26 protein-coding genes and 1 riboswitch are annotated in these 26,883 nt (G+C 61.5%); of the genes, 8 read left to right on the top strand and 18 right to left on the bottom strand.

Annotated features, from left to right (window positions below; all coding sequences use genetic code 11):
- From DXT88_RS01555 to DXT88_RS01545, 3 genes are all read left to right on the top strand, one after another.
- Positions 1-503, top strand: a 503-nt coding sequence (locus DXT88_RS01555; protein WP_265211232.1) for a fimbrial protein, incomplete at its 5' end; no start/stop codon positions are given.
- Between the two features lie 208 nt (positions 504-711).
- Positions 712-1,992 (top strand): MFS transporter, encoded by a 1,281-nt coding sequence (locus DXT88_RS01550; protein WP_407649257.1) that lies wholly within the window; start codon positions 712-714, stop codon positions 1,990-1,992.
- A 101-nt stretch (positions 1,993-2,093) separates the two neighbouring features.
- Positions 2,094-2,582: a Dps family protein gene (locus tag DXT88_RS01545; protein WP_016834303.1), complete on the top strand. Its 489-nt coding sequence runs from the start codon at positions 2,094-2,096 to the stop codon at positions 2,580-2,582.
- Between the two features lie 100 nt (positions 2,583-2,682).
- On the opposite strand, the gene thiE is transcribed toward DXT88_RS01545, so the two are convergent.
- From thiE to thiC, 5 genes are read right to left on the bottom strand one after another with little or no spacing between them, the layout of a single operon-like run.
- Entirely contained in the window at positions 2,683-3,315 is a 633-nt protein-coding gene (thiE, locus tag DXT88_RS01540) for a thiamine phosphate synthase (protein ID WP_265211229.1), read from the bottom strand.
- Positions 3,312-4,130, bottom strand: coding sequence for a bifunctional hydroxymethylpyrimidine kinase/phosphomethylpyrimidine kinase (thiD, locus tag DXT88_RS01535; RefSeq protein WP_265211227.1), 819 nt, complete (start codon positions 4,128-4,130; stop codon positions 3,312-3,314). The genes thiE and thiD overlap by 4 nt, the downstream gene beginning before the upstream one ends.
- An 8-nt stretch (positions 4,131-4,138) precedes the next feature.
- On the bottom strand, positions 4,139-4,948 hold the full coding sequence (locus DXT88_RS01530) for a thiazole synthase (RefSeq protein ID WP_016834297.1): 810 nt from the start codon (positions 4,946-4,948) through the stop codon (positions 4,139-4,141).
- 18 nt (positions 4,949-4,966) lie between these two features.
- Positions 4,967-5,167, bottom strand: a complete 201-nt coding sequence (gene thiS, locus DXT88_RS01525; RefSeq protein ID WP_029363452.1) for a sulfur carrier protein ThiS — start codon at positions 5,165-5,167, stop codon at positions 4,967-4,969.
- 31 nt (positions 5,168-5,198) lie between these two features.
- Positions 5,199-7,124 carry a phosphomethylpyrimidine synthase ThiC gene (thiC, locus tag DXT88_RS01520; protein WP_265211224.1) on the bottom strand — a complete coding sequence of 642 codons (1,926 nt, stop codon included), beginning with the start codon at positions 7,122-7,124 and terminating at the stop codon, positions 5,199-5,201.
- 88 nt (positions 7,125-7,212) lie between these two features.
- Positions 7,213-7,325, bottom strand: a riboswitch (TPP riboswitch).
- A gap of 235 nt (positions 7,326-7,560) precedes the next feature.
- Between thiC and DXT88_RS01515 the strand changes: the two genes are divergently transcribed.
- From DXT88_RS01515 to DXT88_RS01505, 3 genes are all read left to right on the top strand, one after another.
- Positions 7,561-10,371: a valine--tRNA ligase gene (locus tag DXT88_RS01515; RefSeq protein ID WP_265211222.1), complete on the top strand. Its 2,811-nt coding sequence runs from the start codon at positions 7,561-7,563 to the stop codon at positions 10,369-10,371.
- 190 nt (positions 10,372-10,561) lie between these two features.
- Positions 10,562-11,014, top strand: a complete 453-nt coding sequence (locus DXT88_RS01510) for a DUF2147 domain-containing protein (RefSeq protein ID WP_265211220.1) — start codon at positions 10,562-10,564, stop codon at positions 11,012-11,014.
- Between the two features lie 282 nt (positions 11,015-11,296).
- The gene (locus DXT88_RS01505; protein WP_265211218.1) at positions 11,297-12,436 is read left to right on the top strand and encodes a branched-chain amino acid ABC transporter substrate-binding protein; all 1,140 of its coding nucleotides are present in this window, start codon (positions 11,297-11,299) and stop codon (positions 12,434-12,436) included.
- A gap of 19 nt (positions 12,437-12,455) precedes the next feature.
- Here DXT88_RS01505 and DXT88_RS01500 read toward each other — a convergent pair whose 3' ends face one another.
- The 4 genes from DXT88_RS01500 to ruvA form a co-directional block, all read right to left on the bottom strand.
- On the bottom strand, positions 12,456-12,911 hold the full coding sequence (locus tag DXT88_RS01500) for a YaiI/YqxD family protein (RefSeq protein ID WP_265211216.1): 456 nt from the start codon (positions 12,909-12,911) through the stop codon (positions 12,456-12,458).
- 56 nt (positions 12,912-12,967) lie between these two features.
- Positions 12,968-13,810 carry a 2-keto-4-pentenoate hydratase gene (locus tag DXT88_RS01495; protein ID WP_029363450.1) on the bottom strand — a complete coding sequence of 281 codons (843 nt, stop codon included), beginning with the start codon at positions 13,808-13,810 and terminating at the stop codon, positions 12,968-12,970.
- A 314-nt stretch (positions 13,811-14,124) separates the two neighbouring features.
- Positions 14,125-15,180, bottom strand: a complete 1,056-nt coding sequence (ruvB, locus tag DXT88_RS01490) for a Holliday junction branch migration DNA helicase RuvB (RefSeq protein WP_016834290.1) — start codon at positions 15,178-15,180, stop codon at positions 14,125-14,127.
- A gap of 10 nt (positions 15,181-15,190) precedes the next feature.
- Positions 15,191-15,769 (bottom strand): Holliday junction branch migration protein RuvA, encoded by a 579-nt coding sequence (gene ruvA / locus DXT88_RS01485; RefSeq protein ID WP_265211214.1) that lies wholly within the window; start codon positions 15,767-15,769, stop codon positions 15,191-15,193.
- A 175-nt stretch (positions 15,770-15,944) separates the two neighbouring features.
- On the opposite strand from ruvA, the gene DXT88_RS01480 reads away from it, so the two are divergent.
- Positions 15,945-16,856: a DUF808 domain-containing protein gene (locus tag DXT88_RS01480; RefSeq protein ID WP_016834289.1), complete on the top strand. Its 912-nt coding sequence runs from the start codon at positions 15,945-15,947 to the stop codon at positions 16,854-16,856.
- Here the strand turns inward: DXT88_RS01480 and ruvC are convergent.
- The 9 genes from ruvC to tyrS all read right to left on the bottom strand — a co-directional run bounded on the left by ruvC (position 16,853) and on the right by tyrS (position 25,140).
- Positions 16,853-17,395 (bottom strand): crossover junction endodeoxyribonuclease RuvC, encoded by a 543-nt coding sequence (gene ruvC / locus DXT88_RS01475; protein WP_016834288.1) that lies wholly within the window; start codon positions 17,393-17,395, stop codon positions 16,853-16,855. The genes DXT88_RS01480 and ruvC overlap by 4 nt on opposite strands.
- Before the next feature lie 51 nt (positions 17,396-17,446).
- Positions 17,447-18,637 (bottom strand): branched-chain amino acid ABC transporter substrate-binding protein, encoded by a 1,191-nt coding sequence (locus DXT88_RS01470; RefSeq protein ID WP_265211211.1) that lies wholly within the window; start codon positions 18,635-18,637, stop codon positions 17,447-17,449.
- Between the two features lie 167 nt (positions 18,638-18,804).
- Positions 18,805-20,376: a bifunctional phosphoribosylaminoimidazolecarboxamide formyltransferase/IMP cyclohydrolase gene (gene purH, locus DXT88_RS01465; protein WP_265211210.1), complete on the bottom strand. Its 1,572-nt coding sequence runs from the start codon at positions 20,374-20,376 to the stop codon at positions 18,805-18,807.
- A 128-nt stretch (positions 20,377-20,504) separates the two neighbouring features.
- Complete coding sequence (locus DXT88_RS01460; RefSeq protein WP_007883354.1) at positions 20,505-20,738, bottom strand: Fis family transcriptional regulator; 234 nt, start codon at positions 20,736-20,738, stop codon at positions 20,505-20,507.
- 58 nt (positions 20,739-20,796) lie between these two features.
- Positions 20,797-21,813, bottom strand: coding sequence for a tRNA dihydrouridine synthase DusB (gene dusB / locus DXT88_RS01455; RefSeq protein ID WP_016834285.1), 1,017 nt, complete (start codon positions 21,811-21,813; stop codon positions 20,797-20,799).
- A 167-nt stretch (positions 21,814-21,980) separates the two neighbouring features.
- A complete protein-coding gene (locus DXT88_RS01450; RefSeq protein ID WP_265211205.1) occupies positions 21,981-22,697 on the bottom strand; it encodes a histidine phosphatase family protein in 717 nt (238 codons plus the stop codon).
- 15 nt (positions 22,698-22,712) lie between these two features.
- Positions 22,713-23,354, bottom strand: a complete 642-nt coding sequence (locus tag DXT88_RS01445) for a YbhB/YbcL family Raf kinase inhibitor-like protein (RefSeq protein WP_265211203.1) — start codon at positions 23,352-23,354, stop codon at positions 22,713-22,715.
- A 60-nt stretch (positions 23,355-23,414) separates the two neighbouring features.
- Positions 23,415-23,864: a D-aminoacyl-tRNA deacylase gene (gene dtd / locus DXT88_RS01440; RefSeq protein ID WP_265211202.1), complete on the bottom strand. Its 450-nt coding sequence runs from the start codon at positions 23,862-23,864 to the stop codon at positions 23,415-23,417.
- A gap of 31 nt (positions 23,865-23,895) precedes the next feature.
- A complete protein-coding gene (gene tyrS / locus DXT88_RS01435; RefSeq protein WP_016834280.1) occupies positions 23,896-25,140 on the bottom strand; it encodes a tyrosine--tRNA ligase in 1,245 nt (414 codons plus the stop codon).
- 311 nt (positions 25,141-25,451) lie between these two features.
- On the opposite strand from tyrS, the gene DXT88_RS01430 reads away from it, so the two are divergent.
- A complete protein-coding gene (locus tag DXT88_RS01430; protein WP_265211201.1) occupies positions 25,452-26,852 on the top strand; it encodes a M23 family metallopeptidase in 1,401 nt (466 codons plus the stop codon).
- The last annotated feature ends 31 nt before the right edge of the window (positions 26,853-26,883 follow it).

The raw sequence follows: 26,883 nt of genomic DNA, 5'->3' as shown, positions 1-26,883 counted from the left end.
CGCTAAACACCTTTACCGCTACCCGCTTGGCCAACAGAGTGATGATCGTGCCGCAAACCTGCCAAGTCGACACCCCCAACGTGGTAGTGCCGATGGGCGCGGTGGCGTCAAGCAGCTTTACCGGCACTGGGTCTGTCTCTCCCGCCCGCAACTTCACCATCAGCGTCAATTGTTCAGGCGTGGCGTCGCAGGTGTTCATGACGCTGACCGACCAGCAAACGCAGGCCAACCGGACCAGCACGCTGGGACTGACGGCGGCGTCCAGCGCCAGGGGCGTGGGCATCCAGATCTTGCGCCGGCAAGGCAATACGGATACGCCGATCTCCTTCGGCGCCGACTCCTCGACCGCGGGCAACACCAACCAGTTCCTGGCTTTTTCCTCGACAGGCGAGCAGATCGGCGCGACCACCATCCCGTTTTCTGCGCGCTATATCAAGACGGCGGCAACCATCATCCCCGGCACCGCCAATGGCGTCGCCACCTTCACGATGTCGTATCAATAAAGGGAACGCTCGCAGACGGGAGGATGAAGGAGGAGTAGATTCCTGTCCGGATAATCTGTATTGCATGGTTGCCTGATCCGGGTCGGCTCTTCGGAATCCTGCACGAAGCCCTCCTTTCGCAGGGCCGTCGGCAAGCCCGCGCCAAACCGCGTAAAATTCTGCAATGCAACATGGCATCCGCGCCGGGTTGCCATTATTTCTCCTCATCATGTCTCAAGAAGCACTACATACCCTCCCTGGTTCTGGTTCTGGTTCTGTCCCGCCCACCGCCACCGCCGCCGCCGAAGCTGCGCCCGCGATCCCGCATTCCCAAACCGCCGTCATGATCCAGATCCTGTCGACGGTGCTGTTCACCTTCCTTGCCTACATGACCATCGGCATCCCGCTCGCGGTGCTGCCCGGCTATGTCCACCTGGATCTCGGTTACAGCTCGTTCATCGCCGGCCTGTCGATCAGCGTGCAATATCTCTCGACCTTCATCACGCGCGCCCAGGCCGGCCGCATGGTGGACACCATCGGCCCGAAGAAAACCGTCATGCGCGGCATGCTGGCCTGCGTCGCCAGCGGCGCCTTCCTGGTGCTGGCGGCGTGGTCGGCTGAATTGCCGTGGCTGAGCCTGTCCATGATCCTGGTCAGCCGCTTCTGCCTCGGCATCGGCGAAAGCCTGGCCGGCACCGGCTCCATCATCTGGGGCATCGGCCGCATCGGCGCCACCCATACCGCACGCATGATTTCGTGGAACGGCATCGCCACCTATGGCGCGCTGGCCATCGGCGCACCGCTGGGCGTGGCGCTGCTGCACGTGGGCGGCTTTGCAGCCATCGGCTTCCTGGCGCTGGCGTTGCCGCTGATCGGTTACGTGATCGCACGCCGCCGCCCTGCCGTACCCGTCGTGCGCGGCGAACGCCTGGCTTTTCGCCTGGTGCTCAACCGCGTGCTGCCTTACGGCATCGGCCTGGCGCTGGGCACGGTCGGCTTCGGCGCCATCGCCACCTTCATCACGCTGTATTACGCCAGCCATCAGTGGTCCAACGCAGCATTCTCGCTGACGCTGTTCGGCGGCTGCTTCATCGGCTCGCGCCTGTTGTTTGCCAATTCCATCAACCGTTTCGGCGGTTTCAAGGTGGCGATCGCGTCGTTCATCGTCGAGGCATTCGGCCTGAGCATTTTGTGGCTGGCCGGGTCGGCGGAAGTCGCCATGCTGGGGGCAGCGCTGGCCGGCTTCGGCTTTGCGCTGGTGTTCCCCTCGCTGGGCGTCGAAGCGGTCGGCCTGGTGCCGGCGCCCAATCGCGGCGCGGCGCTGGGCGCGTACTCGGTGTTCCTCGATCTGGCGCTGGGCATCACCGGTCCGCTGGCCGGATTGATCGTGGGGCAGTTCGGTTACGAAGAAGTGTTCTTGTTCGCCGCTATCGGCGCACTGTGCGCGGTGGCTCTCACACTGTCCTTGTACCGGCGCTCGCAGCATTACAAAACAGACAACGCCAACTAACGTCTTGTGATGAGCGCTATCATCCCCAAGTGTTATTCATGGGGCTGCGGTTTTGACATAAAATCGCAGCGTTGCATTCCATCACCCCAAGGAGCAAAACAATGGCAAAGAAAAACGTGGCAGCAATCAACATCGGCATCAACGACAAGGATCGCAAGAAAATTGCGGACGGTCTCAGCAAGCTGCTGGCCGATACCTACACGCTCTACCTGAAGACCCACAATTTCCACTGGAACGTCACCGGCCCGATGTTCAACACGCTGCACCTGATGTTCGAAGGTCAGTACACCGAACTGGCGCTGGCAGTCGACCTGATCGCCGAACGCATCCGCGCACTGGGCTATCCGGCGCCGGGTTCGTACAAGGAATTCGCCAAGCTGTCGTCGATCCCTGAAGCCGAAGGCGTGCCTGCCGCCGAAGAAATGATCCGCCAGTTGGTGGCCGGCCAGGAAGCCGTCACCCGCACCGCGCGTTCGATGTTCCCTGCGGTCGATGCGGCCGCCGACGAACCGACCGCCGATTTGCTGACGCAACGCATGCAACTGCATGAAAAGAATGCATGGATGTTGCGCAGCCTGCTGGAAGGCTGATCGTTCGTCCGCACTGTCCACAAGCGAAAAAAGCCGCCCCCATCGGAAGATGGCGGCGGCTTTTTAACGCGGTCCGGCCGCAGCAGCAAGCGCCGCCGTCCTAGCGCATCAGTTGGCTGAAGGCGCGCGCCGACGCTTCGGGATCGTCAGTCATGTAGACGCTGCTGATCGCCGCCACCATGTCGGCGCCCTGGGCAATCAGCGGCAGGCAATTCGCTTGCGTCATGCCGCCGATGACGACGACCGGCAGCGGGATTTCCTTCTTCGACCCGGCGACGATTTCCGGCGCGGTCTTGAAATCATATTTCTTCACCCGCGATGGATAGAAGCCGCCGAAGGCCACATAGGTCGCACCGGCTGCATGGGCGTCCCGCGCCAGTTGCAAGCTGCCGTAGCACGAGGCGCCGACGATCTTGTCCTTGCCGACTTGCGCGCGCACTTCCGCCACCGAGGCATCGGTGCCGCCGACGTGAATGCCTTCCGCATCGAGTTCGATACACAGATCAACGTAGTCGTTGATGATGAACGGCGTATTGTGGCGACGACAAACTTGCAGCAGCGCGCCGGCCTGCTCCTTGCGTTGTGCCGCATCGGCAGTTTTGTGGCGGTATTGCACCAGCGTCGCGCCGCCTTTGATGGCCTGCTCGGTGGCGCTGACCAGCTTGTCGGTATCGTCCCAGTCCGGGGTCACGATATACAGGCCGCGCAGGGACCACTGTTTGGCTTCGCTCATTTCTTTTCTCCGGCAAATTGGGGGACACGATTGGGAATGCGCTGCCCGGCCGCGATCGCATAGGAAGTTGCCAGCGCGTGCTGGCAGTACTGCTGCGCCGCTTCGATGGCGTCGCGCATGCCCAGGCCTTGCGCCAGTTGCGCCGACAAGGCCGCTGCCAAGGTGCAGCCGCTACCGTGAAATTCGTCCGGCAGCCGCGGCCAGCTCCACGATGCAAAAGCACCTTCAGGGCCGAACCAGCGATTGACCACGTCCTGATGCTGCGGACCGTGGCCGCCCTTGAGCAACACGTTCTCACAACCGCGCTGCATCAGGATCGCGGCCTGCTGCTCCGGCGCATGCTGGTGGCCGCATAGCCGGTTGGCTTCGTTGAGATTGGGCGTGATGACGGTGGCGACCGCATACAGCGATGCTATCGCCAGCGCCGCGTCGTCGGTCGACAACTGATCACCTTTGCCATTGGCCAGCACCGGATCGAACACCACCGGCAAGTCCCGCCGGCGCGCGCGCAACTGCAAAATCAACTCCGCAATCGTCTCGGCATTGCGGCGGTTGCCGGCAATGCCGAGCTTGACGGCCCGGATGTCGAAGCGATCGATCAGCACTTGCGCCTGATGGCGAATCAATTCCGCATCAATCGGATGCACGGCGAACACACTGACGTTGTCTTGCACCGTCAGCGCCGTCGGCACCGACAGCGGATGGCAACCGAGCGCACCGATGGCCGGAATATCCGCCTGCATGCCGGCGCCGCCGCTGGGATCGGAACCGGAAAACACCAGCACGCACGGCGGCGGCGAACGATACGAAGACATGGCCTGGCTCAGACGACCCGACCCGCCATCGGCGACGATGGCGAGGCGGCAAAGCGTTTCGGCACGCGACCGGCGAGGAAGGCTTCACGACCGGCTTCCACCGCCAGCTTCATCGCCCGCGCCATGCGAACCGGATCGCGCGCGCCGGCAATCGCGGTATTCATCAGCACGCCGTCACAGCCGAGTTCCATCGCAATCGCCGCATCGGAAGCCGTACCGACGCCGGCATCGACCAGCACCGGAATCCTGGACTGCTCGATGATCAGCGACAGGTTCCACGGATTCAGGATGCCCATGCCGGAGCCGATCAGCGACGCCAGCGGCATCACCGCCACCACGCCGATGTCTTCCAGCATGCGCGCCTGGATGGGATCGTCGCTGCAATACACCATCACGTCGAAGCCGTCCTTGACCAGCGTGTCTGCGGCCTTGAGCGTTTCCGGCATGTTCGGGAACAGCGTCTTCTCGTCGCCCAGCACTTCCAGCTTGACCAGCTTGTGGCCGTTCAGCAGTTCACGCGCCAGTTGCAGCGTGTAGACCGCATCCTCGGCGTTGTAGCAACCGGCCGTATTCGGCAGGATGGTGTAGCGCGAAGGCGGCACCACGTCGAGCAGGCTCGGCGCGTTCGGATCCTGCCCGATGTTCACGCGGCGAATCGCCACGGTGATGATGTCGGCGCCGCTGGCCTCGGTGGCCAGGCGGGTTTCATCGAGATCCTTGTACTTGCCGCTGCCGACCAGCAGGCGCGAGTTGTAGGTTTTTCCTGCAATCGTCAGACCCGCGTCTGCAGTCAGCGCGGGAGCGTCGTTCATGTTCATGTCCATTCCTTTCAGGTTCTAGCCGCCGCCGATGGCGCGGACCACGTCGACGCGGTCCGCATCGGCCAGCACGCGTCCGGCCCACAGCTGCGACGGCACCACTTGCCGGTTCACGGCGACCGCCACGGCCTTGCCGCTCAGCTCCAGCGCAGCAATCAGCTGCGCCAGGTCGGCGCCGTCGGCGAGGGCGTGCGGCTTCCCATTCAATTCAATCTGCATCGCATCCACCGCAACAGTCAACAATTCACAATCAGGTTTTGGAATAAATCTCGGCGCCCATCTTCACGAACTCCACCGATTTGACTTCCATGCCCTGCTTCAGCGCCGCGATTTCCGAAATGCCTTCCTTGGCAGCGTAGTCGCGCACTTCCTGCGTGATCTTCATCGAGCAGAAATGCGGTCCGCACATCGAGCAGAAGTGCGCCACCTTGGCCGAATCCTTGGGCAAGGTTTCGTCATGGAATTCGCGCGCCTTGTCGGGATCGAGACCGATGTTGAACTGGTCTTCCCAGCGGAACTCGAAGCGCGCCTTCGACAGCGCGTTGTCGCGGATCTGCGCGCCCGGATGGCCCTTGGCCAGATCGGCCGCATGCGCGGCGATCTTGTAGGTGATGATGCCGTCCTTGACGTCGACCTTGTTCGGCAAACCGAGATGTTCCTTCGGCGTGACATAGCACAGCATCGCGGTGCCGTACCAGCCGATCTGCGCGGCGCCGATGCCGGAAGTGATGTGGTCGTAGCCCGGTGCGATGTCCGTCGTCAACGGTCCCAGCGTGTAGAACGGCGCTTCGTGGCACTGCTCCAGCTGCAGGTCCATGTTTTCCTTGATCAGGTGCATCGGCACGTGGCCGGGGCCTTCGATCATGACCTGCACGTCGTGCTTCCACGCGATCTTGGTCAGCTCGCCCAGCGTCTTCAGTTCGCCCAGTTGCGCTTCGTCATTGGCGTCGTAAATCGAGCCCGGACGCAAGCCGTCGCCGAGGCTGAAGCTGACGTCGTAGGCCTTCATGATGTCGCAGATGTCTTCAAAATGGTCATACAAGAAGGATTCCTTGTGATGCGCCAGGCACCACTTGGCCATGATGGAGCCGCCGCGCGAGACGATGCCCGTCATGCGTTTGGCGGTCAGCGGCACGTATTGCAGGCGCACGCCGGCGTGGATGGTGAAGTAGTCGACGCCCTGCTCGGCCTGCTCGATCAGCGTGTCGCGGAAGATTTCCCAGGTCAGGTCTTCGGCCTTGCCGTTGACCTTTTCCAGCGCCTGGTAGATCGGCACGGTGCCGATCGGCACCGGCGAATTGCGGATAATCCATTCGCGCGTTTCGTGGATGTTCTTGCCGGTCGACAGGTCCATGACGTTGTCGCCGCCCCAGCGGATGGCCCAGGTCATCTTCTCGACTTCTTCGCCGATGGACGAAGTCACGGCGGAGTTGCCGATGTTGGCGTTGATCTTCACCAGGAAGTTGCGGCCGATGATCATCGGTTCGACTTCCGGGTGATTGATGTTGGCGGGGATGATGGCGCGGCCGCGGGCGACTTCGTCGCGCACGAATTCCGGCGTGATCATGGCGGGGATCGAAGCGCCGAAGGATTGGCCAGGATGCTGGCGGCCCATCAGGTCGGCCAGCTTGTTGCCCATCGGGCCGGAGGCTTTCAGCTGCTCCAGGTATTCCTGGCGGCGCAGGTTTTCGCGGATGGCGATGTATTCCATCTCCGGCGTGATGATGCCTTTGCGCGCGTAGTGCATCTGCGTAACATTGCCACTGAGATTGCCGCCGGCTTTGGCGCGGCGCGGCTTGCGATGCAGGTTGAAACGCAGCTCGGCCAGCGCCGGATCGTTGAGGCGCTGCCGGCCGTATTCGGAAGTCGGACCGTCGAGTTCCTCAGTGTCGTTGCGCTCCAGGATCCACGGCAGGCGCGGCGTCTCCAGGCCATTGCGGATGTCGATCGTGGCGTCCGGATCGGTGTACGGACCGGAGGTATCGTAGACATAAATGGGCGGATTCTTTTCCGAGCCGAACATGGCCGGCGTGTCGGACTGGCTGATCTCGCGCATCGGCACGCGGATATCAGGGCGCGAACCGGTGACGTAGATCTTGCGGGAATTCGGTAAAGGCTGGACGGCTGCTTCGTCTACCGTGGCGGTAGCGGAGAGGAATTTCGGATTGGCGTTCATTTTGGCTCCTTTGCTTGAAATTACTTGGCTTGGAGCCAGCAAAGGAGGATACGGAGAGAGGGCGATGGAGGTGATGAATATGATCCACACGCCGGTCCGGCAGCTTCCCTTCGCTGGCATTACCCAGATCAGGTTCAAGGGTATTTCTCACCCGTTTGCCGAACTTGCGTTCGTTGGCATTCAGGACCCCTAGCATTTTGTTTCTCTTACTTCGTTCAGTTTCAAACGTCGTGGGCCGGATTCTACTCCAATAATTTTTGAGCGGCATCACTAATTTCCACTACTTGTCATGCACGTAAGGACATGTGCCCGCTGCGGCGAGATATTTCCGGACAACAATTTCCCCTTGTTTTCAAAACCACAATTTCCGGCTGGAAGCCTGTTTGGGCGGCGACTCCTTTATAATGGACGGTTTCGCAAAAACACACGTCAAATCATGGAATTAGCCAAGTCGTTCGAGCCTGCCGATATCGAAAAATTCTGGCGCGAGGAGTGGGAAAAGCGCGGCTATTTCGCCGCCACCACCGCGCCTGAAAAGCCGTCGTTCAGCATCCAGCTGCCGCCGCCGAATGTGACCGGCACGCTGCACATGGGCCACGCCTTCAACCAGACCATCATGGACGGCCTGACCCGCTACCATCGCATGCGCGGCTTCAACACCGCCTGGATCCCGGGCACCGATCACGCCGGCATCGCCACGCAGATCGTGGTGGAGCGCCAGCTCGACGCGCAAAAGATTTCGCGCCATGACCTCGGCCGTGAGAAGTTCGTCGAGAAGGTGTGGGAGTGGAAAGAGAAATCCGGCTCCACCATCACCGGCCAGATGCGCCGCATGGGCGCATCGACCGACTGGGACCGCGAATACTTCACGATGGATCCGAAGATGTCGAACGCCGTCACGGAAGTCTTCGTGCGCCTGTTCGAGCAAGGCCTGATCTATCGCGGCAAGCGCCTGGTGAACTGGGACCCGGTGCTGGGCACGGCCGTGTCCGACCTCGAAGTGGTGTCGGAAGAAGAAGACGGCTCGATGTGGCACATCAAGTACCCGTTGGTGGACGGCAGCGGTCACATCACGGTGGCGACGACACGTCCGGAAACCATGTTGGGCGACGTCGCCGTGGCGGTCGATCCGACCGACGAGCGCTATGCGCACCTGGTCGGCAAGATGCTCAAGCTGCCGCTGACCGATCGCGAAATCCCGATCATCAAGGATGAATACGTCGACAAGGAATTCGGCACCGGTTGCGTGAAGATCACGCCTGCGCACGACTTCAACGATTATCAGGTCGGCGCGCGTCACAACCTGGACAAGATCAGCATCCTGACGCTGGACGCCAGGATCAATGAAAACGGTCCGGCCAAATACCAGGGACTGGATCGCTTCGAAGCGCGCAAGCAGATGGTTGCCGACCTCGACGCGCTTGGCCTGCTGGAACTGGTCAAGCCGCACAAGCTGATGGTGCCGCGCGGTGACCGCACCGGCGTCGTGATCGAACCGATGCTGACCGACCAATGGTTCGTCGCGATGAGCAAGCCGGCGCCGGAAGGCACTTACTTCCCCGGCAAGTCGATTGCCGAAGTGGCGCTGGAAAAAGTCGCCAACGGCGAGATCAAGCTGATTCCGGAAAACTGGAACAACACCTACAACCAGTGGCTCAACAACATCCAGGACTGGTGTATCTCGCGCCAACTGTGGTGGGGCCATCAGATCCCGGCATGGTACGACGAAGACGGCAAAATCTACGTTGCCCGTACCGAAGCGGAAGCCCGGGCGCAAGCCGGCGGCAAGACCGTGACGCGCGACAACGACGTGCTGGACACCTGGTTCTCGTCGGCGCTGGTGCCGTTCTCGACGCTGGGCTGGCCGGAAGAAACGCCGGACTACAAGCTGTTCCTGCCGTCGTCGGTGCTGGTCACCGGCTTCGACATCATCTTCTTCTGGGTGGCGCGCATGGTCATGATGACCACGCACTTCACCGGCCAGGTGCCGTTCAATACGGTCTATGTACACGGCCTGGTGCGCGACGCCAGCGGCCAGAAGATGTCCAAGTCCAAGGGCAACACGCTCGACCCGATAGACCTGATCGACGGCATCGGCGTGGATGAACTGGTGGCCAAGCGCACCGTCGGCCTGATGAATCCGAAGCAGGCCGCCAGCATCGAGAAAGCCACGCGCAAGGAATTCGCCGACGGCATCCCGGCCTTCGGCACCGATGCGCTGCGCTTCACCTTTGCTTCGCTGGCGACGCTGGGCCGCAACATCAACTTCGACCTTGGCCGCTGCGAAGGCTATCGCAACTTCTGCAACAAACTGTGGAACGCCACCCGCTTCGTGCTGATGAACACCGAAGACCAGGACTGCGGTTTCGACGGACACGTCAAGGGAGAATGCAACAAGGAACAACTGCAGTTCTCGCAAGCCGACCGCTGGATCGTGTCGCTGATGCAGCGCACCGAGGCGGAAGTCGAAAAGGGTTTCGCCGACTATCGTTTCGACAACATCGCTTCCGCCATCTACAAGTTCGTGTGGGACGAGTACTGCGACTGGTACCTGGAAATGGCCAAGTCGCAAATCCAGAACGGCAACGAAGCGCAGCAACGCGCGACACGCCGCACCCTGCTGCGCGTGCTGGAAGGCGTGCTGCGCCTGGCGCATCCGGTGCTGCCCTTCATCACCGAAGCGCTGTGGCAAAGCGTGGCGCCGCTGACCGACAAGAAGCTCGACCCGGCCGGCGACTCCATCATGCGCCAACCGTATCCGCAAGCCGATCTGGAAAAGATCGACCTCGATGCCGAAGCCTGGATGACGCAACTGAAGACGCTGACCGATGCATGCCGCAACCTGCGCGGCGAGATGCAGTTGTCGCCGGCGCTGCGCGTGCCGCTGATCGTCGAAGCAGCAAACGCGGAAGCCGTGAACTCCTTCCTGCCTTACCTGCAATCGCTGGTGAAGCTAAGCGAAACGCAAGTCGTCACGCAGCTGCCTGAATCGCCTGCGCCGGTCGCCATCGTCGGCGACCTGAAGCTGATGCTGAAGGTGGAAATCGACATCGCCGCCGAACGCGAACGCATGGCCAAGGAGATCACCCGCATCAGCGGCGAGATCGTCAAGGCCAACGCCAAGCTGTCCAACGAAAGCTTCGTCGCACGCGCGCCGGAAGCCGTCGTGGCGCAAGAGAAAGAGCGCCTCGCCAACTTCAGCACCACGCTGGCAAAACTGGAAGAGCAATTGGCGAAGTTGAAATAAGTTGAAATAAGCCGCTCCTGCCAGCTTCCGACCAGCCGCCGTCCTGCAAAGGGCGGCGGCTTTTTTATTGCCCTGCCGCCATCTTTTTAATCCTTGCCGGACGCTGCCGGCTTGTCTACACTAGCCGGATAAAATTAGAACAATCGTGCTTTTATCGACACCACCAGTTTCACCAATGGACGGAGACATCATGAAAACTCGCATCATCCTGAGCACCACCCTGCTGGCCCTGAGCGCATTGGCCAGCGCAACGGCCTGGGCCGACGGCTCGCCCGTGGGCTTGTGGAAAAACATCGACGACGCCACCGGCAAACCCAAGGCATTGATCCGCATCACCGAGAGCGACGGCGAACTCAAGGGCAAGATCGAGAAGCTGTTCCGCCCCGCTGACGAAGAGCAGAATCCCAAGTGCGAAAAGTGCGAAGGCGCGCTCAAGGACCAACCCATCATCGGCATGACCATCCTGTCCGGCCTGAAGAAAGACGGCGACGAATACAACGGCGGCCAGATCCTCGACCCAGCCAACGGCAAGCTGTACAAGAGCAAGCTGACCGTCGTGGAGGACGGCAAGAAGCTCAACGTGCGCGGCTACATCGGCATGCCGATGCTGGGCCGCACGCAAACCTGGGTACGCGAAGAGTAAACATGCTTACCGCGCTGCATCGCAGGCGAACAGCATGCGATGCCGTTACCCGGCGCGCTTCGGCGCCGCTGCCCTGCCTTACCTCCTTCCCCCCTCCTCCTGTCTCTGCTGCGCGTTTCTCCGGCGGATATCCCCCCGGCCTCATTTTTTCTTTGGAAATAGACAACTTACGCAACATGCGCATTCTTTCGTGTTGCCCATTGAGCGTGGAATTGTTAGCCTGACGATAACAAAACAGGCGCGCCGGCACCGTTCGCGATTTCTGATCTCTCCGGGGGATGTATGTCGAATTCCTGCCGTTTCGTAATTGCCCTTTTGCTGCTCTCGTCCGTGTCTCCATGCGGGCGCGCCGCCGATACGCCACCGATGGTCGTCACGATCGGGTTCGCGGCGCCGCTGGCGGAATTCTCCGCACGCCAGGGGCGCAATGCCGCACAGCTCGCCATCGAAGAAATCAACAAGGGCAACCCCAGCATCAACGGCCGTGCCGTGGTGTTCGAGCTGCTGGAGCAGGACGACAAGGCCGATCCGCGCATCAGCGAGTTCGTCGCGCGTACGTTGGCCAACAGCAAGGCCATCGGCGTGGTCGGCCATTGGACCAGCGCAACCACGGGAGCCGCCGCCCCCATTTACCACGGGGCCGGACTGGCGCAGATTTCACCGTTTGCGTGGAGCCGCAGTTTGACGCAGAAATCCTACCGGACGATCTTCCAGATCATCGGCAGCGATGACCTCGGACTGGCGCTCGCGGCCGATTATCTGGTCGGCGAACAGAAACTGAAACGCGTGCTGGTGCTCGACGACGGGGGTTTCCTCGGCATCAGCATGGCGGATTATTTTTCCGATCACGTGAAGGCCGCCGACGGCGAAATCATCCAGCGCATGTCGATCAGCGGCAACACATCGGATTTCAACCAGCCGTTGCTAAAGGCCAGGGAGAGCCAGGCGGAGTTGATTTTCTTCAGCGGCCGCATGATACAAAGCGATGTGCTGGCGCGCAACCTGCAGCGCTTCCACCTGCAGGCCAAGCTGCTGCTGACGGGGCTCGTGGTCTCCCCGGCTTTTCTGAAAAATGCCGGCGACGTGGACAGCGCGGTTCTTGCCATCGTGCCCAGCATGCCACTGGACAAACGTCCCGGCATGTCCGCCCTGCAAAAGAAATACGCCGAGCGCTACGGCAGCGAGATGCTCCCCTTCGCGGTGTACTTCTACGACAGCGTGCAGTTGCTGGCCGCCGCGGCGAAGAAGGCCAATTCGCTGGAGCGCGCCAAAATCGTCAATGCACTGCACGAGATCCGATATAGCGGCATCAGCGCCAATATCGCCTTCGACGCCAATGGCGCATTGCTCAAGCCCGGCTACACGCTCTACAGCTATGAACGCAAGGGATGGACGCCGGTGCGGGTATTTACCGGCAAGTGAGTGGGCCGGCGCGCCACGGCTACGGCGACGGCTTGTGCTGCGCGACGAAGCGATCGAGCTGACGCGCGAACGCGCGCCCGTCGGCCTGGCTGAACGCTGCCGGCCCGCCGGTTTCAACGCCGCTGCCGCGCAGCTCTTCCATGAAATTGCGCATCGTCAGATGCTGCTGGATATTGTCCACGGTGTACATCTCGCCGCGCGGATTGAGCACGGCGACGCCGTTGGCGACGACTTCGGCGGCGAGCGGGATGTCGGCCGTGATCACCAAGTCGCCGGCTTGTGCGAGCTTGACGATTTCCTTGTCGGCGACGTCGAAACCGGCCGGGACCACGATGGATTTGATGAAGCGTGAGGGAGGCGTGCGCAGGTGCCGGTTGGCTACCAGCGTCACCATGATCTGCGTACGATCGGCGACGCGGAACAGCATGTCCTTGATGACGCCCGGACAGGCGTCGGCGTCAACCCAGATGTGCATGGTTCACCTGCGAACGAATATGAACCTGCGGAAGTCGTTTGCAGCCCAAAAGGAAATCAGACAAACGACACCGTCAGTCCCGGCAAGGCGACGCCGGAAAATGCCGTGATCCAGGTCTGCCCGGCTTCCACCGGATAGGCATCGGTCCAGGTCCCGGTGGTGATGATTTCGCCGGCCTGCAAGGGGGTGAATTTCGGCTGGGTCTTGAGCAATTGATGCAAATGCCACAGCGCATGCAAGGGGCTGTCGGCTTCGTCGTTGAAGAAGCCGGCGGCGCGCAACCGTCCGGTGCTGTCGGTGCTGCTCGACAGCGAGACGCTGGCGCTGGCCAGGATTTGCGGCAGGTTGTGGCGAGTGGCCGACGACAGCACATGCGGCTCGCCAATGATCAGCGTGCCGTGCAGGCCGAAAGCGGCGATCGAATCCGCCACCGTGAATTCCCAGTTGGCGAACGGACAGGTAACGATCTCGAAACCGTGCGCCATCCATTCTATGCATTCCGCCAGTTCATCGATGGTCGCGTCCGGCGACGGCGCCTGGCCGAGCTTGAAGACGATTTCCGGTTCGATGCGCGGTTGCAACGCCCCTCGCAGGCATTGCTTGCCGTGGTTGTCATGGGCGTAGCGCACCGTTGAATCGTAAATATGCGCCCAGATTGGAATGCGTGCGTCGTCGGTGACGCCGTATTTGTCCCAGGTCTTGTGCACGGTGAAGCCGATCTTGCGACCGATCGGGTGCTCGCCTTGCGCTACACGAATATCGATGATGCGGCGCGCGATCTCGTAGGCATCGTCAACGGAGAGAGGTTCAGAAGAGGACAGGAGCGGCAGCAGGCGTGCATTTGCACGGGCATCGAGGAGTTGATGCGCGTACCTGCTGGCTTGGCTCGACATAAGCATGAGAGGCTCGCCCACAAAGATAGTGATTAGCTATCCATTGTCGATGACGATTAATTTTTGCACAAGTGAAAATAAAGAAATCACGAGAAGTTCGCATGAATTTCTTGGCAAATTTCTAATGAATTGACGAGGTGAAGAGCCACTTTTTTCGGCGAGACAAACACGCCGGTCAAATGGTCAGGCCAATGTCAGTTTGGGCAACAATTGATGCAATTCAACAACTGTTGCGAATGAGATGCGCGGGATACGTGAGACACAGTAAGCCGCCAAGGGAGTGTACCGGTGACGCCGCCGGTACAATTTTTCGCACGATATCAACCAGCCCAGAGATCGCCGTTGGGACCGGTACGCGGCGCAGTAACGCCGAAGTGGGTATACGCCAGCGGCGTTGCCACCCGACCGCGCGGGGTGCGCTGCAGATAGCCTTGCTGGATCAGATAAGGCTCGAGCACGTCTTCAATGGTGTCGCGTTCTTCGCCGATCGCTGCGGCGAGGTTGTCGAGCCCGACCGGTCCGCCGTTGAATTTGAACAGCACCGCTTCGAGCAGCTTGCGGTCCATCACGTCGAAGCCGACCGGATCGACGTCGAGCATGACCAGCGCAGCATCGGCCATCGCTTGCGTGATCCTGCCGTTGCCCTTCACCTCCGCATAGTCGCGCACGCGGCGTAGCAGGCGATTGGCGATGCGGGGGGTGCCGCGGCTGCGCTTGGCGATTTCCAGCGCGCCTTCTTCGACGATGGGCGCGTTGAGCAAGCCGGCGCTGCGCGTAACGATGCGCGCCAGTTCCGGCGGGGTATAAAACTCCAGGCGCGCGACGATGCCGAAACGGTCGCGCAGCGGATTGGTCAGCATGCCGGCGCGCGTCGTGGCGCCGACCAGCGTGAACGGCTGCAGGTCGAGGCGCACCGAACGCGCCGCCGGGCCTTCGCCGATCATGATGTCGATCTGGTAATCCTCGAGCGCGGGGTAGAGGATTTCTTCCACCACCGGCGACAGCCGATGGATCTCGTCGATGAACAGCACGTCGTTGGCTTCGAGATTGGTCAGCAGCGCCGCGAGGTCGCCCGCGCGCTCCAGCACCGGGCCCGAAGTCTGGCGCAGGTTGACGCCCATTTCACGCGCGATGATGTGCGCCATGGTGGTCTTGCCGAGACCCGGCGGGCCGAACAGCAGCGTGTGATCGAGCGCTTCGCCGCGCTGGCGCGCCGCCGAGATGAAGATCTCGAGCTGGCCGCGCACTTTTTCCTGGCCGACATATTCGTCGAGCTGCTTGGGCCGCAGCGCGCGTTCGATCGCTTCCTCGTTGGCCGAGGCCGGCGTGGCGGCGATGATGCGTTGTTCGGAAAAGTCGTCGGTCTGGATGCTCATGATTTACCGTTCAGGCTTTGGACAGGGCTTTCAGTGCATGCTTGATGCCGTCGGAGACGCTGGCGTCGGCCGGCACCTGCTTCAGCGCGAGGGTCGCTTCCTTGTCGGAATAGCCGAGCGCCAGCAAGGCGTTGAGGATATCCGAAGTCGCATCGTGACGTACCGCGCCGCCGACCGCACCGAGGTCGGCGCCGAGCTTGCCCTTGAGTTCAAGCAAGAGGCGTTCGGCGGTCTTCTTGCCGATGCCGGGGACCTTGGTGAGACGGCCGGCTTCCTGCAGCGTCACGGCCTGCGCCAGATCGCTGACCGACATGCCGGACAGGATCGACAATGCGGTGCGCGCGCCGACGCCGGATATCTTGATCAGCTCCTTGAAGGTGTTGCGCTCTTCGGCGCTGCCGAAACCGAACAGCACGTGCGCATCTTCACGGATCGCCAGGTGCGTCAGCAGCACCACTTTTTCGCCGAGGCCCGGCAAATTGTAGAAGGTGCTCATCGGCACGCCGACTTCGTAGCCGACGCCGTTGCAGTCGACCAGCAATTGCGGGGGATTTTTTTCGAGCAGGATTCCGGAGAGGCGACCGATCATGATGGCAGGTATCGAAAGTGAGTCGAAAAATGGATTATCGAATGATACAGTACTGTTCGGATAAACAGTATCTCTATCCGTCCGGAATCATCCCGAGCGGTCCGCCCTGCTTGCCTTGAAGCGCCCTGCCGGGATATCGTCTGGCCTCACGCACCAATCACCACGCAAGGATCCCATGGCAGGCAGCAGCTTTTTCGCATTGATCGACGACATCGCCGGCATCCTCGACGACGTTTCCGCCATGACCAAGGTGGCTGCCAAGAAAACCGCCGGCGTGCTCGGCGACGATCTGGCGCTCAATGCGCAGCAGGTGTCCGGCGTCAACGCCGACCGTGAGTTGCCAGTGGTATGGGCGGTGGCGGTCGGCTCGCTGAAGAACAAGGCGATCCTGGTGCCGGCGGCACTCGCGATCAGCGCCTTCGCGCCGTGGGCGGTGACGCCGCTGCTGATGCTGGGCGGCGCCTTCCTGTGCTTTGAAGGCTTCGAGAAGCTGGCGCACAAATACCTGCCGCATGAAGACGAGCACCATGGCGAAGCTGCAGCGCCTGAGGCCATGGAAAGCGAACAGGACAAGATCAAGGGCGCCATCCGCACCGATTTCATCCTGTCGGCGGAAATCATCGCCATTACCTTGGGCACGGTCGCCGACGCGCCGCTGCAGCAGCAGATTACCGTGCTGATCGGCATCGCGCTGATCATGACGGTCGGCGTCTACGGCGTGGTCGCCGGCATCGTCAAGCTAGACGACGGCGGCCTCTACCTGCTGCGCACCGGCGGCGCCATCGGCCGGCGCATCGGCCGCGCCATCCTGGTGGCGGCGCCTTACATGATGAAGAGCCTGACCGTGATCGGCACGGTGGCGATGTTCATGGTCGGCGGCGGGATTCTGACGCACGGCTTTGCGCCGGTGCATCACTGGATCGCCGACGTCAGCGCACCGCTGGCGGCGGTGCCGGCCATCGGCGGCTTGTTATCGGTATTGGCGCCGTCGGCGCTGGATGCAGTGTTCGGCGTGGTCGCCGGCGGTGCGGTGTTGCTGCTGGTGACACTGATGCAGCGCGTGCTGAAAGTCTTTAAAAAGGACTAGCCGACCAGACGACCGCCGCGCATGCGCAAGCCTTTCTTCGCCAGCCCCGGCGCCAGTCCGCCCAGCGCGCTGAGGATGTCGCCGCTGTGTGCATGGCAGATCGCCACTCCGAGCGCGTCGGCCGCATCGGTGCCGGGCAAACCCGGCAGCGCCAGCAAGCGCTGCACCATATCCTGGACCTGCTGCTTCTGCGCCTTGCCGTGACCGGCGACGGCTTGCTTGACCTGCAGTGCGGTGTATTCCGCGACCTGCAGATCGGCCTGCACCAGCGCACAGATCGCCGCGCCGCGGGCTTGGCCGAGCAGCAAGGTGGATTGCGGATTGACGTTGACGAAGACTTTTTCGATCGCCGCACAATCGGGCGCATACGTCTGGATGACTTCGCCGACGCTGGCCAGGATGACCTTGAGCCGCTGCGGCAAGTCGCCGTCCGGCGTCTTGATGGTGCCGGAAGCGATGTAGGTGAGCTTGCTGCCCTGCTTGTGGATCACGCCAAAGCCGGTGGTGCGCAAGCCGGGGTCAATGCCGATAATTTTCATGCAAAAAATAAGAGTTAATCGCTTCAGACGGAGGCCAGGGTGACTTGACAATCAATGTCCCTTGACCACCTTCACTATTTTCCAGTCGCCGCCCTGGGCTTCATATACGGTGAACACCGGATCATTCAGATTGCCGTCCCGGTCGAAGGAAATGACGCCGCTCAGCCCCTTGAATTTTTCCGCATGCAGCGTGTCGATCAGTTTGCGGGGATCGACGGAATTGCTCAACCGGATCGCTTCGCCCGCCATCTGCACCGCATCATAGGCGCGCAAACTGCTGACGTCGATATACGATGAAGAAAATCGCGCGACGTAGTTCTTTTCAAAATTCTTCCATCCCGGCAGTTTATCGCGTTGCTGGTCGGATTCGAGCGTAAAGATATTGCCGGCGCCGTTCACCTGAGCGAGGAAGTTCTGGTTGTTCATTCCGTTCATCGCATTCAGGAAGCGCGTCTTCACGCCCAGCCGCCTGGCGCTCACGATCATCTTCGCGGCCTGCAAATGCGTGCCGCCCCAGAATATCGCGTCTGCCCTGCTCTCCCTGATATCGGCCAGCGCCTGGTTGAAATCTGAAGTCTTGTCGCTCACCGAATAGCGCCCCAGCAACAGACCGCCGGCCTTCGTGAAGCCCTCGCTGAACTGGTCCGCCATGGTCATGCCCGACGGCGTCTTGTCGTCGATCACCGCCATGCGATCGACCTTGAGGTCGCCATATACATACTGCCCGAAAAGAATGCCGCCCTGTTCGCTGTGGCCGAACATGCGAAACGTGTTGTCGTAGCCGAGCTGGGTGAATTTGTGGTTGGTCGCGCCGACCGAGATGTACGGAATGCCCGCGGCCTGGACCTGTTCGGCGGTGGCGATGCACACCGTCGAACTGTGGCAGACCAGCGCCGCGAGATTTCTCTTCAGCAGATAGTCCGTCGCCAGCTTGCCGGCGTTGGCGTCGAAACGATCGTCCTGCGGAACCAGTTCGAAGACAAGCTTGAGGTTGTTGACCCTCATGGCTTTCTTGTTCAGTTCATCGATCGCCAGTTGCGCGCCGTTGGTCATGCTGACGCCGCGCGCCTGATTGGATCCGCTGAGGGGCGCCAGAAAACCGATGAAGACCTTGCTCTCCTGCGCCAAAGCCTGGGCAGGAAAGACGCTGAGCCCGAACCCGAACAGCAGCAGAAACACCCCGAGGCGCCATTCGGAACTGCGTGGATGCGTGCTGTGAAACGACAGAAACAGACGGTTCATCGACAACCTCCAACGAGAGAAAGTGTTGGCTCATTATCTATCGAAGAATTGTCTTGATGACAATTTGAGGCCGCGCCTACGCAAAAAACAACAAGCCCGGCACGTATGCCGGGCTTGGATGCAATGTTGCAGCGTCAGGGAAGAAGCCGCCAGGGATCAGCTAAGGATCAGTGACGGAAGTGACGCGTACCGGTCAGCAGCATCACGACGTCGCGCTCATTCGCGGCATCGATCACTTCCTGGTCGCGCATCGAGCCGCCCGGATGGATCACGCTGGTCGCGCCGGCGTCGACCACCACGTCCAGGCCGTCGCGGAATGGGAAGAAGGCATCCGACGCCACTGCCGAACCGGCCAGCGTCAGGCCGGCGTTCTGCGCCTTGATCGAGGCGATGCGGGCGGAATCGATACGGCTCATCTGGCCGGCGCCGACACCCAGCGTCATGCCATTGCCACAGAACACGATCGCGTTGGACTTGACGAACTTGGCGACGCGCCAGGCGAACATCAGGTCTTGCAGTTGTTGCGGTGTCGGTTGCTTCTTGCTGACGACCTTGACGTCGGCCAGCAGCACGTTCCTGGCGTCCGGCGATTGCACCAGCAGGCCGCCGCCGACGCGCTTGAAGTCATGCGTATTCAAACCATTGCCGAGCGGGATTTCCAGCAGACGGACGTTTTGCTTGGCGGCGAAAATCTTCTTCGCCTCGGCGCTGAAAGATGGCGCGATCAGCACTTCGACGAACTGCTTGGCGACCGCTTCGGCGGCGGCGCCGTCGAGTTCGCGGTTGAAGGCGATGATGCCGCCGAAGGCCGAAGTCGGATCGGTCTGCAGAGCCTTGCTATAAGCCTCCAGCGGATTGCCCCCGACCGCCACGCCGCAAGGATTGGCATGCTTGATGATGACGCAGGCGGTAGTGTCGGCAGCGTCGAAGGTCTTGACGCATTCCCACGCCGCATCGGCGTCGGCGATGTTGTTGAACGACAGTTCCTTGCCTTGCAACTGGGTGTAGCTGGCCAGCGCGCCGTCAATCTTCCTGACGTCGCGGTAGAAGGCGGCCGACTGATGCGGGTTTTCACCGTAGCGCATGTCTTGCACTTTTTCGAAGTGCAGGTTCAGCGTTTCAGGATACGCGCTGCGCGTGGCATGCTGCTTGTCTTCGCCCAGCGAGGTGAAATAGTTGGTGATGGCGCCGTCGTATTGCGCGGTGTGGGCGAATACTTTCTTGGCCAGCGCGAAGCGCTTTTCGTACGGCAGGTCGCCGCCGGCTTGCAGGTCGGCCAGTACGCCGGCGTAGTCGGTCGGATCGCAGATCACGACCACGTCCTTGTGGTTCTTGGCCGACGAACGCAGCATCGCCGGGCCGCCGATGTCGATGTTTTCGATCGCGTCTTCCAGCGAGCACTCTTCCTTGGCGACGGTCTGCTGGAACGGATACAGGTTCACCACCACCATATCGATGGTCGGGATGCCGTGCTTGTCCAGTGCGGCCACGTGCTCAGGGAAATCGCGGCGCGCCAGGATGCCGCCATGCACTTTCGGATGCAGCGTCTTGACGCGGCCATCCAGCATTTCCGGGAAACCGGTGTAGTCGGCGACTTCCGTCACCTTGACGCCATTGTCGGCCAGCAGCTTGGCGGTGCCGCCGGTGGACAGGATGTTGACGCCCAGGGCGGACAGCGCGCGCGCAAAGTCGAGCACGCCGGCTTTGTCGGAAACGGAAATGAGTGCTTGTTTGATCATGATGGCATGAAGATGGAGAAAACTGCGTGGATGAAGGAATTCGACGTGATACGGATAAAGGTGCGGGTGCAGGTACAAGACCGGCGGCGCGCTTGCGGGCGCACCGCCGCATGCAAGTGTTGCAACAATTACAGCAAGCCGTGCTGCTGCAATTTCTTGCGCAGGGTATTGCGATTGATGCCGAGAATTTCTGCGGCTTGCGACTGATTGCCGTCGGCGCGCGCCATCACTGCTTCGAAGATCGGTTTCTCGACCGTCAAAACAACCATGTCATAGACATTTGATGGCAGCTGCTCGCCCAGGTCCTTGAAATACTTGTCAAGGCTCTTCCTGACGACATCCTCGATACTTTCTTTACTCATTACGAAATGCTTCTGTTCTTTTTAGTGTGTTAGTCAATGAAGCCGATACACGCTGCAGCTAAGCTGCCAGCGCCTCTCCGGCAATCCCGTATTGTAACCGCTCGCCATATGCCGCCTGCGATTCAAAGAAATCGCGCACTGCGTTCCACTGCAGCTGAGTATCCTCGAGGCGGTTCATGCGCTGCCGGAATTGTTCCCCCTCCGGCAGGTCGCGGACATACCATCCGATGTGCTTGCGTGCCGTGCGTACGCCGAGATACTCGCCGTAAAACGCGTAGTGCGCCTGCAGATGTTCCAGCATCAGTTCCTGCACTTCGGCCACCATCGGCGCCGGCAGATGCGTGCCGGTGCGCAGGAAGTGGTCGATTTCACGGAAGATCCACGGCCGTCCCTGCGCCGCCCGGCCGATCATGACAGCGTCGGCGCCGGTCACCGTCAACACGTGTTTTGCGCGCTCGGGCGTGGTGATGTCGCCGTTGGCGACCACCGGGATCTTCACCGCCGCCTTGACGGCCGCAATCGTTTCATACTCGGCTTCGCCGCTATAGCCGTCGGCGCGCGTGCGGCCGTGCAGCGTCAGCATGGCGATGCCGCTTTGTTCGGCCATGGCGGCGATGGCCAGGGCATTCTTGTTTTCCCGATTCCAGCCGGTGCGGAATTTCAGCGTCACCGGCACGTCGACGGCGTTCACCACTGCGTCGAGAATCCGGCCGACCAGCTTTTCGTTCTGCAACAGGGCCGAACCGCACCAGCTGTTGCATACCTTCTTGACCGGGCAACCCATGTTGATGTCGATGATCTGCGCGCCGCGGTCGACGTTATGTTTCGCGCAATCGGCCAGCATGGCGGGATCGGCGCCGGCAATCTGCACCGCTTTCGGCTCCATCTCGCCGTCGTGGTTGGTGCGGCGGGACGTCTTCTCGCTTTGCCACAGGCGCGGATCCGAGGCCGCCATTTCCGACACGGCATAACCCGCCCCCAGTTGCTTGCACAACTGGCGAAAAGGCCGATCCGTCACACCAGCCATCGGGGCGACGAAAACGTTATTGCGCAGGGAATGCGGGCCGATATTCACAGGTCGTTGGACGGTGCGGTCGTGTGGTTGCCGGGGAAGGGCGCTATTTTAGCGCGATTGGTCCTGCGCCCCAACAAGAATCGGTCTTGCAGCGCAGCGGCGGCAACATATTGCCGAAGCGACAAGAACTGCCGTGCAGCGTCGCGTTTCAGCCGATACGGGCGGGGTCAGCGATCCACTTCGTCCAGCACATCGGCCGACAAATGGGCCACGTCGGCCCATTGCACGATGTGCAGGCGCTCGCCGTCCCATTGCATGCGATTGATGCCGGCGTTGAAAATGTCGAAATCGCGCGCGTGCGCAAAGCCGGTCCGGCGCGACCAGCGATAAATGCATTCGAGCACGCCGCCGTGCGTGACGATGGCGATCTTGCGGTGCTGTCGGCTGTTGCTGTGCTGGATCAGGCGCGTGACCGCGCCGACGGCGCGCTCTGAAAACTCGCGCATGGTTTCGGCGATACGTTCACCAGCTGGATAGCGGGCATCGAGTTCGCGTGCTTTCCAGGCGGCATAGTCTTGCGGATAGCGCTGTGCAATGTCGTGATGCTGCAGGCCTTCGAAGCCGCCGTAGCAACGCTCGCGCAAGGCTTCATCAATGTGCACGTCCTTGCCCTGCAGCGTCGCCACCGCCTGCGCGGTGTCGCGCGCGCGTTGCAGGTCGCTGGCGTAGATGGCGTCGAGCGGCTCGTTACCGAGCGCCCGGCCCAGCGCCGCCGCCTGCCGCTGCCCTTCGGCGTTGAGCGGGATGTCGATGTGGCCTTGCAGGCGCTTGTCGACGTTCCAGTCGGTTTCACCGTGGCGGATCAGCAGGATGTCCGTGGTTGCAGCGGTTGCAGCGGTTGCAGCGGTTGCAGCGGTTGCAGCGGTTGCAGTCGTGGCGGTCATGGCGCGTTACGGTATTTATTTGATCAGGTCGGGGTTAAGCGTGTACGTGCCGGTGATCGCTGCCTGCCCCAGCACATGGCCTTGCAGCGCGTTGCGCACGTCGGTGCCGGTGAACTTACCGGTGACGGTAAGTTGCTCCTGGTCGATGGCGTACAGCGTGAAGATGTAACGGTGCGCGATGGCGTCGTTCCATGGCGGACATGGGCCGTCGTAGCCGAAGTAATCGCCGCTCATGTCGCCGTCGCCGGCGAACCAGCTGGTGTAATCGTTGAGGCCGTGACGCGCGCCCGACAGCGGATCGCCGGGAATCGCCGGACCGGCCTTGCCGCGCGTGGTGACGGCGCTGCTGAATTGCCCCCCGGCCAGTTCGCTTACGCCAGGTGGTATATCGACCAGCGTCCAGTGGAAGAAGTCGACCCGCGGCAGATCGGCCGGCACGGTCTTTCCTTCCTGGTTGACGTCGTCGCCGCGCGACGGCACGTCCGGATCATGCATGACCAGCACCAGGGATTTCGTGCCGGGCGGCAAATCGCTCCAGGCCAGGTGGGGATTCCTGTTCGACGACAGGGCCACGTGACTTTTGGGATCGGGAACGGCGAAGGCGAATTCGCCCGGAATGACTGCGCCGTCCTGAAAAGAATCGCTCCAGAGTTTCATGTGTGCTCTCCTTTGAAAATCAGCCTGCTGTTGAATGCTATCGGAATGCGGCGCCGGCCATCAAGCCGCCGGCTTCAGCTGCAGCCAGAACGTGACGGGGCCGTCATTGGTTAGCGACACTTGCATGTCGGCGCCGAAACGACCGGTCTCCACCACGCCGTGCCTGGCTTTCGCCTGGGCGACAAAATGGTCGAACAGTTGGCGGCCTTCCGCCGGCGCGGCTGCCGGCGTGAAGGACGGCCGCGTGCCGGAGCGGGTATCGGCCGCCAGCGTGAATTGCGGCACCAGCAGCAAGCCGCCCTGCACGTCGGTCACGCTGCGGTTCATCTTGCCCGCATCGTCGGCAAACACGCGATAGGCCAACAACTTGGTCAGCAGCGCATCGGCTTCCCTGACGGTGTCGCCGCGTTCGGCGCAGACCAGCACCATCAGGCCGGAGCCGATGGCGCCGATTTGCTCGCCTTCCACTACGACATCGGCTTTGCGGACTCGTTGCAACAATCCGATCATGGCGCCGCTACCGGTGCTGTCGCGGTCGTTCTCATTGTGACAAGGTCACGCGGGCGAACTTGCGCTTGCCGACCTGCACCACGAACACACCCGCTTCGACCTTCAGCCCCTTGTCGCTGATCACCGTGCCGTCGATGCGCACGCCGCCCTGCTCCACCATGCGCAGGGCTTCCGAAGTGGAAGCGCACAGGTTGGTTTGCTTGAGCAACTGGCCGATGCCCAGCGGCGCCCCGGTCAGGCTGACTTCCGGCACGTCGTCCGGAATGCCGCCCTTGGAGCGGTTGACGAAATCGGCCAGCGCGTCTTCGGCGGCCTGTTGCGAGTGGAAGCGCGTGACGATTTCCTGCGCCAGCGCGACCTTGATGTCGCGCGGGTTCTTGCCGGCGGCGACATCGGCCTTGAAGCCGGCGATGTCGGCAATCGAACGGAACGACAACAGCTCGTAATAACGCCACATCATCACGTCGGAGATGCTCATTACCTTGGCGAACATGGTGTTGGCCGGCTCGGTGATGCCGATGTAATTGTTCTTGGACTTGGACATCTTGTCGACGCCGTCCAGGCCTTCCAGCAACGGCATGGTCAGGATGCATTGCGGCTCCTGGCCGAAATCCTTTTGCAGCTCGCGACCGACCAGCAGGTTGAACTTCTGGTCGGTGCCGCCAAGCTCGAGATCGGACTTCAGCGCGACCGAGTCGTAGCCCTGCATCAGCGGATACAGGAATTCATGCACGGAAATCGGCGTGCCTTCCTTGAAGCGCTTGGTGAAATCATCGCGCTCCATCATGCGCGCCACGGTATAGCGCGAGGCCAGCTGGATCATGCCGCGGCTGCCGAGCGGGTCGCACCATTCCGAGTTGTAGCGGATCTCGGTTTTGGCCGCGTCCAGCACCAGGCTGGCCTGGGCGAAATAGGTCTTGGCGTTGACTTCGATCTGCTCACGCGTCAGTGGCGGGCGGGTGGCGTTGCGGCCGGACGGGTCGCCGATCATCGAGGTGAAATCGCCAATCAGGAAAATCACGTTGTGACCGAGGTCCTGCAACTGGCGCATCTTGTTCAAGACCACGGTATGGCCCAGATGCAGATCGGGTGCAGTCGGGTCCAGGCCCAGCTTGATACGCAGCGGCTGGCCGCTCTTTTCGGCACGCGCAAGTTTTTGCGCAAATTCGCTTTCGATGAGCAACTCGTCGACGCCGCGCTTGGTGATGGCCAGCGCTTCCTGGACTTTATCGGACAGGGGCAGAGGGGCTTGAGGTGTAAGTTGTTCGGCGGTCATTGATATAACTAAAAAATAGGCTTTTGTAGGACAGTACCGGATTGACGCTTTGCTATAATCACGCTTTTCGTCTTTCTGCCGCACGCCATCTTAGAAGCGCAATCAGCAGAGAATTTAGCATTCATCGCCTGTCGAGAATCTGTAAAAAGCGTGCGTCATCGGGGAGTCATTGACGACGCTTGCGGTTGAATGGCAACCTGATTGGCCGGTATATGTTTCACCTACCGGCGACGCGGAACGATCCGCCCATCTCATTGCCATCCTGCAACAGAATTCGGAACAAGCGTAAACGGTAGATTTTAACGTATTGCATGTTCCCTAAAGATAAATTCGCGCGCGCCGCCTCCCTGTACCGCACTACCCATCTCTTCTGCCAGGAGAAATTCCACGGCTCTTCCCGCAAGACCAAGATCCTGTCCGCCGGCGCCCTGTTCCTCGGCGCCTTCACGATCGGCGCCGCCGGCTTCGCCCCGGCCGAGCCGGACACCTCCGATGCGCCGGTCCACGCCATCGTCAAGGACCTGGCCTTGCCTGATTTGCAACAGCAGATCGCACAACTGGCCGACCGTGAAGAGTTTTACGTCAACGAAGAAAAAGTCCGCTCCGGCGACACGCTGGCGACCTTGCTGACACGCCTGGGCGTGGACGACGAGGCGGCCGCCAACTTCATCAAGTCCGATACCCTGGCGCGCGCGGTCATGCAGTTGCGCGCCGGCAAGCGCGTGATGGCGCGCACCTCCGAAGACGGCGAGCTGCAACAGCTGACGGCGACGCTGAGCGACGGCCGCGACGGCCAAGCGGTCAACAATCTCGTGATCGAGCGCAGCGGCGACAGCTTCAAGGCCAGCACCGCGCCGGCCGTGCTGGAACGTCGCGTCGAAATGCGCTCCGGCCAGATCCGCTCGTCGCTGTTCGCGGCGACCGACAATGCGCAGATCCCGGACAGCGTGGCGACCCAACTGGTCGACATGTTCTCCACCAACATCAACTTCGCGTCCGACCTGCGCCGCGGCGACCGCTTCAACGTGGTCTATGAAACCTTCTACAACAATGGCGAACCGGTGCGCACCGGCCGCGTGCTGGCAGGCGAATTCAGCAACGCCGGCAATACCTATCAGGCGGTCTGGTTCGACGAACCGGGCAGCAAGATCGGCGGCGGGTATTACTCGTTCGACGGCAAGTCGCTGAAGAAAGCCTTCCTCAAGTCGCCGTTGGCCTTCACACGTATTTCATCGGGCTTCTCGATGCGCGTGCACCCCATCCTCGGCATCTGGAAGCAGCACACCGGCGTCGATTTTGCGGCGCCGACCGGCACGCCTATCCATGCGTCCGGCGACGGCGTGGTTGACTTCGTCGGCAAGCAAAACGGCTACGGCAACATCGTCGTGATCAAGCACTGGAACAATTACTCAACCGCTTACGGCCACATGAGCCGCTTCGCCACCGGCCTGCGCAAGGGCGACAAGATCAGCCAGGGTGAAGTGATCGGCTTTGTCGGCATGACCGGCTGGGCTACCGGCCCGCACCTGCACTACGAATTCCGCGTCAGCAACGTGCCGCGCAATCCGCTGTCGGTTGACGTGCCGAATGCGCAACCGCTGAGCGGCGGCCAACTGGCCCGTTTCCGCGCCGTCTCGACCGACATGAACCGCCGCCTGTCGCTGTTGCGTCCGCCCGGCGAGAACGGCAGCGTGACCCTGGCGTCGCGCTGAACCCAACCTACGGGACGTCAAAACCGGTGAG

Origin of the sequence: Herbaspirillum lusitanum (genome assembly GCF_026127345.1) — a bacterium.
GTDB lineage: Bacteria > Pseudomonadota > Gammaproteobacteria > Burkholderiales > Burkholderiaceae_D > Herbaspirillum > Herbaspirillum lusitanum.
This window is presented reverse-complemented; position numbering and strand designations above follow the sequence as displayed.

Excerpts from the sequence above, each read along its gene's own strand:
- DXT88_RS01550 (WP_407649257.1), top strand. The coding sequence starts at position 712 with ATGTCTCAAGAAGCACTACATACCCTCCCTGGTTCTGGTTCTGGTTCT.
- DXT88_RS01545 (WP_016834303.1), top strand. The coding sequence starts at position 2,094 with ATGGCAAAGAAAAACGTGGCAGCAATCAACATCGGCATCAACGACAAG.
- thiE (WP_265211229.1), bottom strand. The coding sequence starts at position 3,315 with ATGAGCGAAGCCAAACAGTGGTCCCTGCGCGGCCTGTATATCGTGACC.
- thiD (WP_265211227.1), bottom strand. The coding sequence starts at position 4,130 with ATGTCTTCGTATCGTTCGCCGCCGCCGTGCGTGCTGGTGTTTTCCGGT.
- DXT88_RS01530 (WP_016834297.1), bottom strand. The coding sequence starts at position 4,948 with ATGAACATGAACGACGCTCCCGCGCTGACTGCAGACGCGGGTCTGACG.
- thiS (WP_029363452.1), bottom strand. The coding sequence starts at position 5,167 with ATGCAGATTGAATTGAATGGGAAGCCGCACGCCCTCGCCGACGGCGCC.
- thiC (WP_265211224.1), bottom strand. The coding sequence starts at position 7,124 with ATGAACGCCAATCCGAAATTCCTCTCCGCTACCGCCACGGTAGACGAA.
- DXT88_RS01515 (WP_265211222.1), top strand. The coding sequence starts at position 7,561 with ATGGAATTAGCCAAGTCGTTCGAGCCTGCCGATATCGAAAAATTCTGG.
- DXT88_RS01510 (WP_265211220.1), top strand. The coding sequence starts at position 10,562 with ATGAAAACTCGCATCATCCTGAGCACCACCCTGCTGGCCCTGAGCGCA.
- DXT88_RS01505 (WP_265211218.1), top strand. The coding sequence starts at position 11,297 with ATGTCGAATTCCTGCCGTTTCGTAATTGCCCTTTTGCTGCTCTCGTCC.
- DXT88_RS01500 (WP_265211216.1), bottom strand. The coding sequence starts at position 12,911 with ATGCACATCTGGGTTGACGCCGACGCCTGTCCGGGCGTCATCAAGGAC.
- DXT88_RS01495 (WP_029363450.1), bottom strand. The coding sequence starts at position 13,810 with ATGCTTATGTCGAGCCAAGCCAGCAGGTACGCGCATCAACTCCTCGAT.
- ruvB (WP_016834290.1), bottom strand. The coding sequence starts at position 15,180 with ATGAGCATCCAGACCGACGACTTTTCCGAACAACGCATCATCGCCGCC.
- ruvA (WP_265211214.1), bottom strand. The coding sequence starts at position 15,769 with ATGATCGGTCGCCTCTCCGGAATCCTGCTCGAAAAAAATCCCCCGCAA.
- DXT88_RS01480 (WP_016834289.1), top strand. The coding sequence starts at position 15,945 with ATGGCAGGCAGCAGCTTTTTCGCATTGATCGACGACATCGCCGGCATC.
- ruvC (WP_016834288.1), bottom strand. The coding sequence starts at position 17,395 with ATGAAAATTATCGGCATTGACCCCGGCTTGCGCACCACCGGCTTTGGC.
- DXT88_RS01470 (WP_265211211.1), bottom strand. The coding sequence starts at position 18,637 with ATGAACCGTCTGTTTCTGTCGTTTCACAGCACGCATCCACGCAGTTCC.
- purH (WP_265211210.1), bottom strand. The coding sequence starts at position 20,376 with ATGATCAAACAAGCACTCATTTCCGTTTCCGACAAAGCCGGCGTGCTC.
- DXT88_RS01460 (WP_007883354.1), bottom strand. The coding sequence starts at position 20,738 with ATGAGTAAAGAAAGTATCGAGGATGTCGTCAGGAAGAGCCTTGACAAG.
- DXT88_RS01450 (WP_265211205.1), bottom strand. The coding sequence starts at position 22,697 with ATGACCGCCACGACTGCAACCGCTGCAACCGCTGCAACCGCTGCAACC.
- DXT88_RS01445 (WP_265211203.1), bottom strand. The coding sequence starts at position 23,354 with ATGAAACTCTGGAGCGATTCTTTTCAGGACGGCGCAGTCATTCCGGGC.
- dtd (WP_265211202.1), bottom strand. The coding sequence starts at position 23,864 with ATGATCGGATTGTTGCAACGAGTCCGCAAAGCCGATGTCGTAGTGGAA.
- tyrS (WP_016834280.1), bottom strand. The coding sequence starts at position 25,140 with ATGACCGCCGAACAACTTACACCTCAAGCCCCTCTGCCCCTGTCCGAT.
- DXT88_RS01430 (WP_265211201.1), top strand. The coding sequence starts at position 25,452 with ATGTTCCCTAAAGATAAATTCGCGCGCGCCGCCTCCCTGTACCGCACT.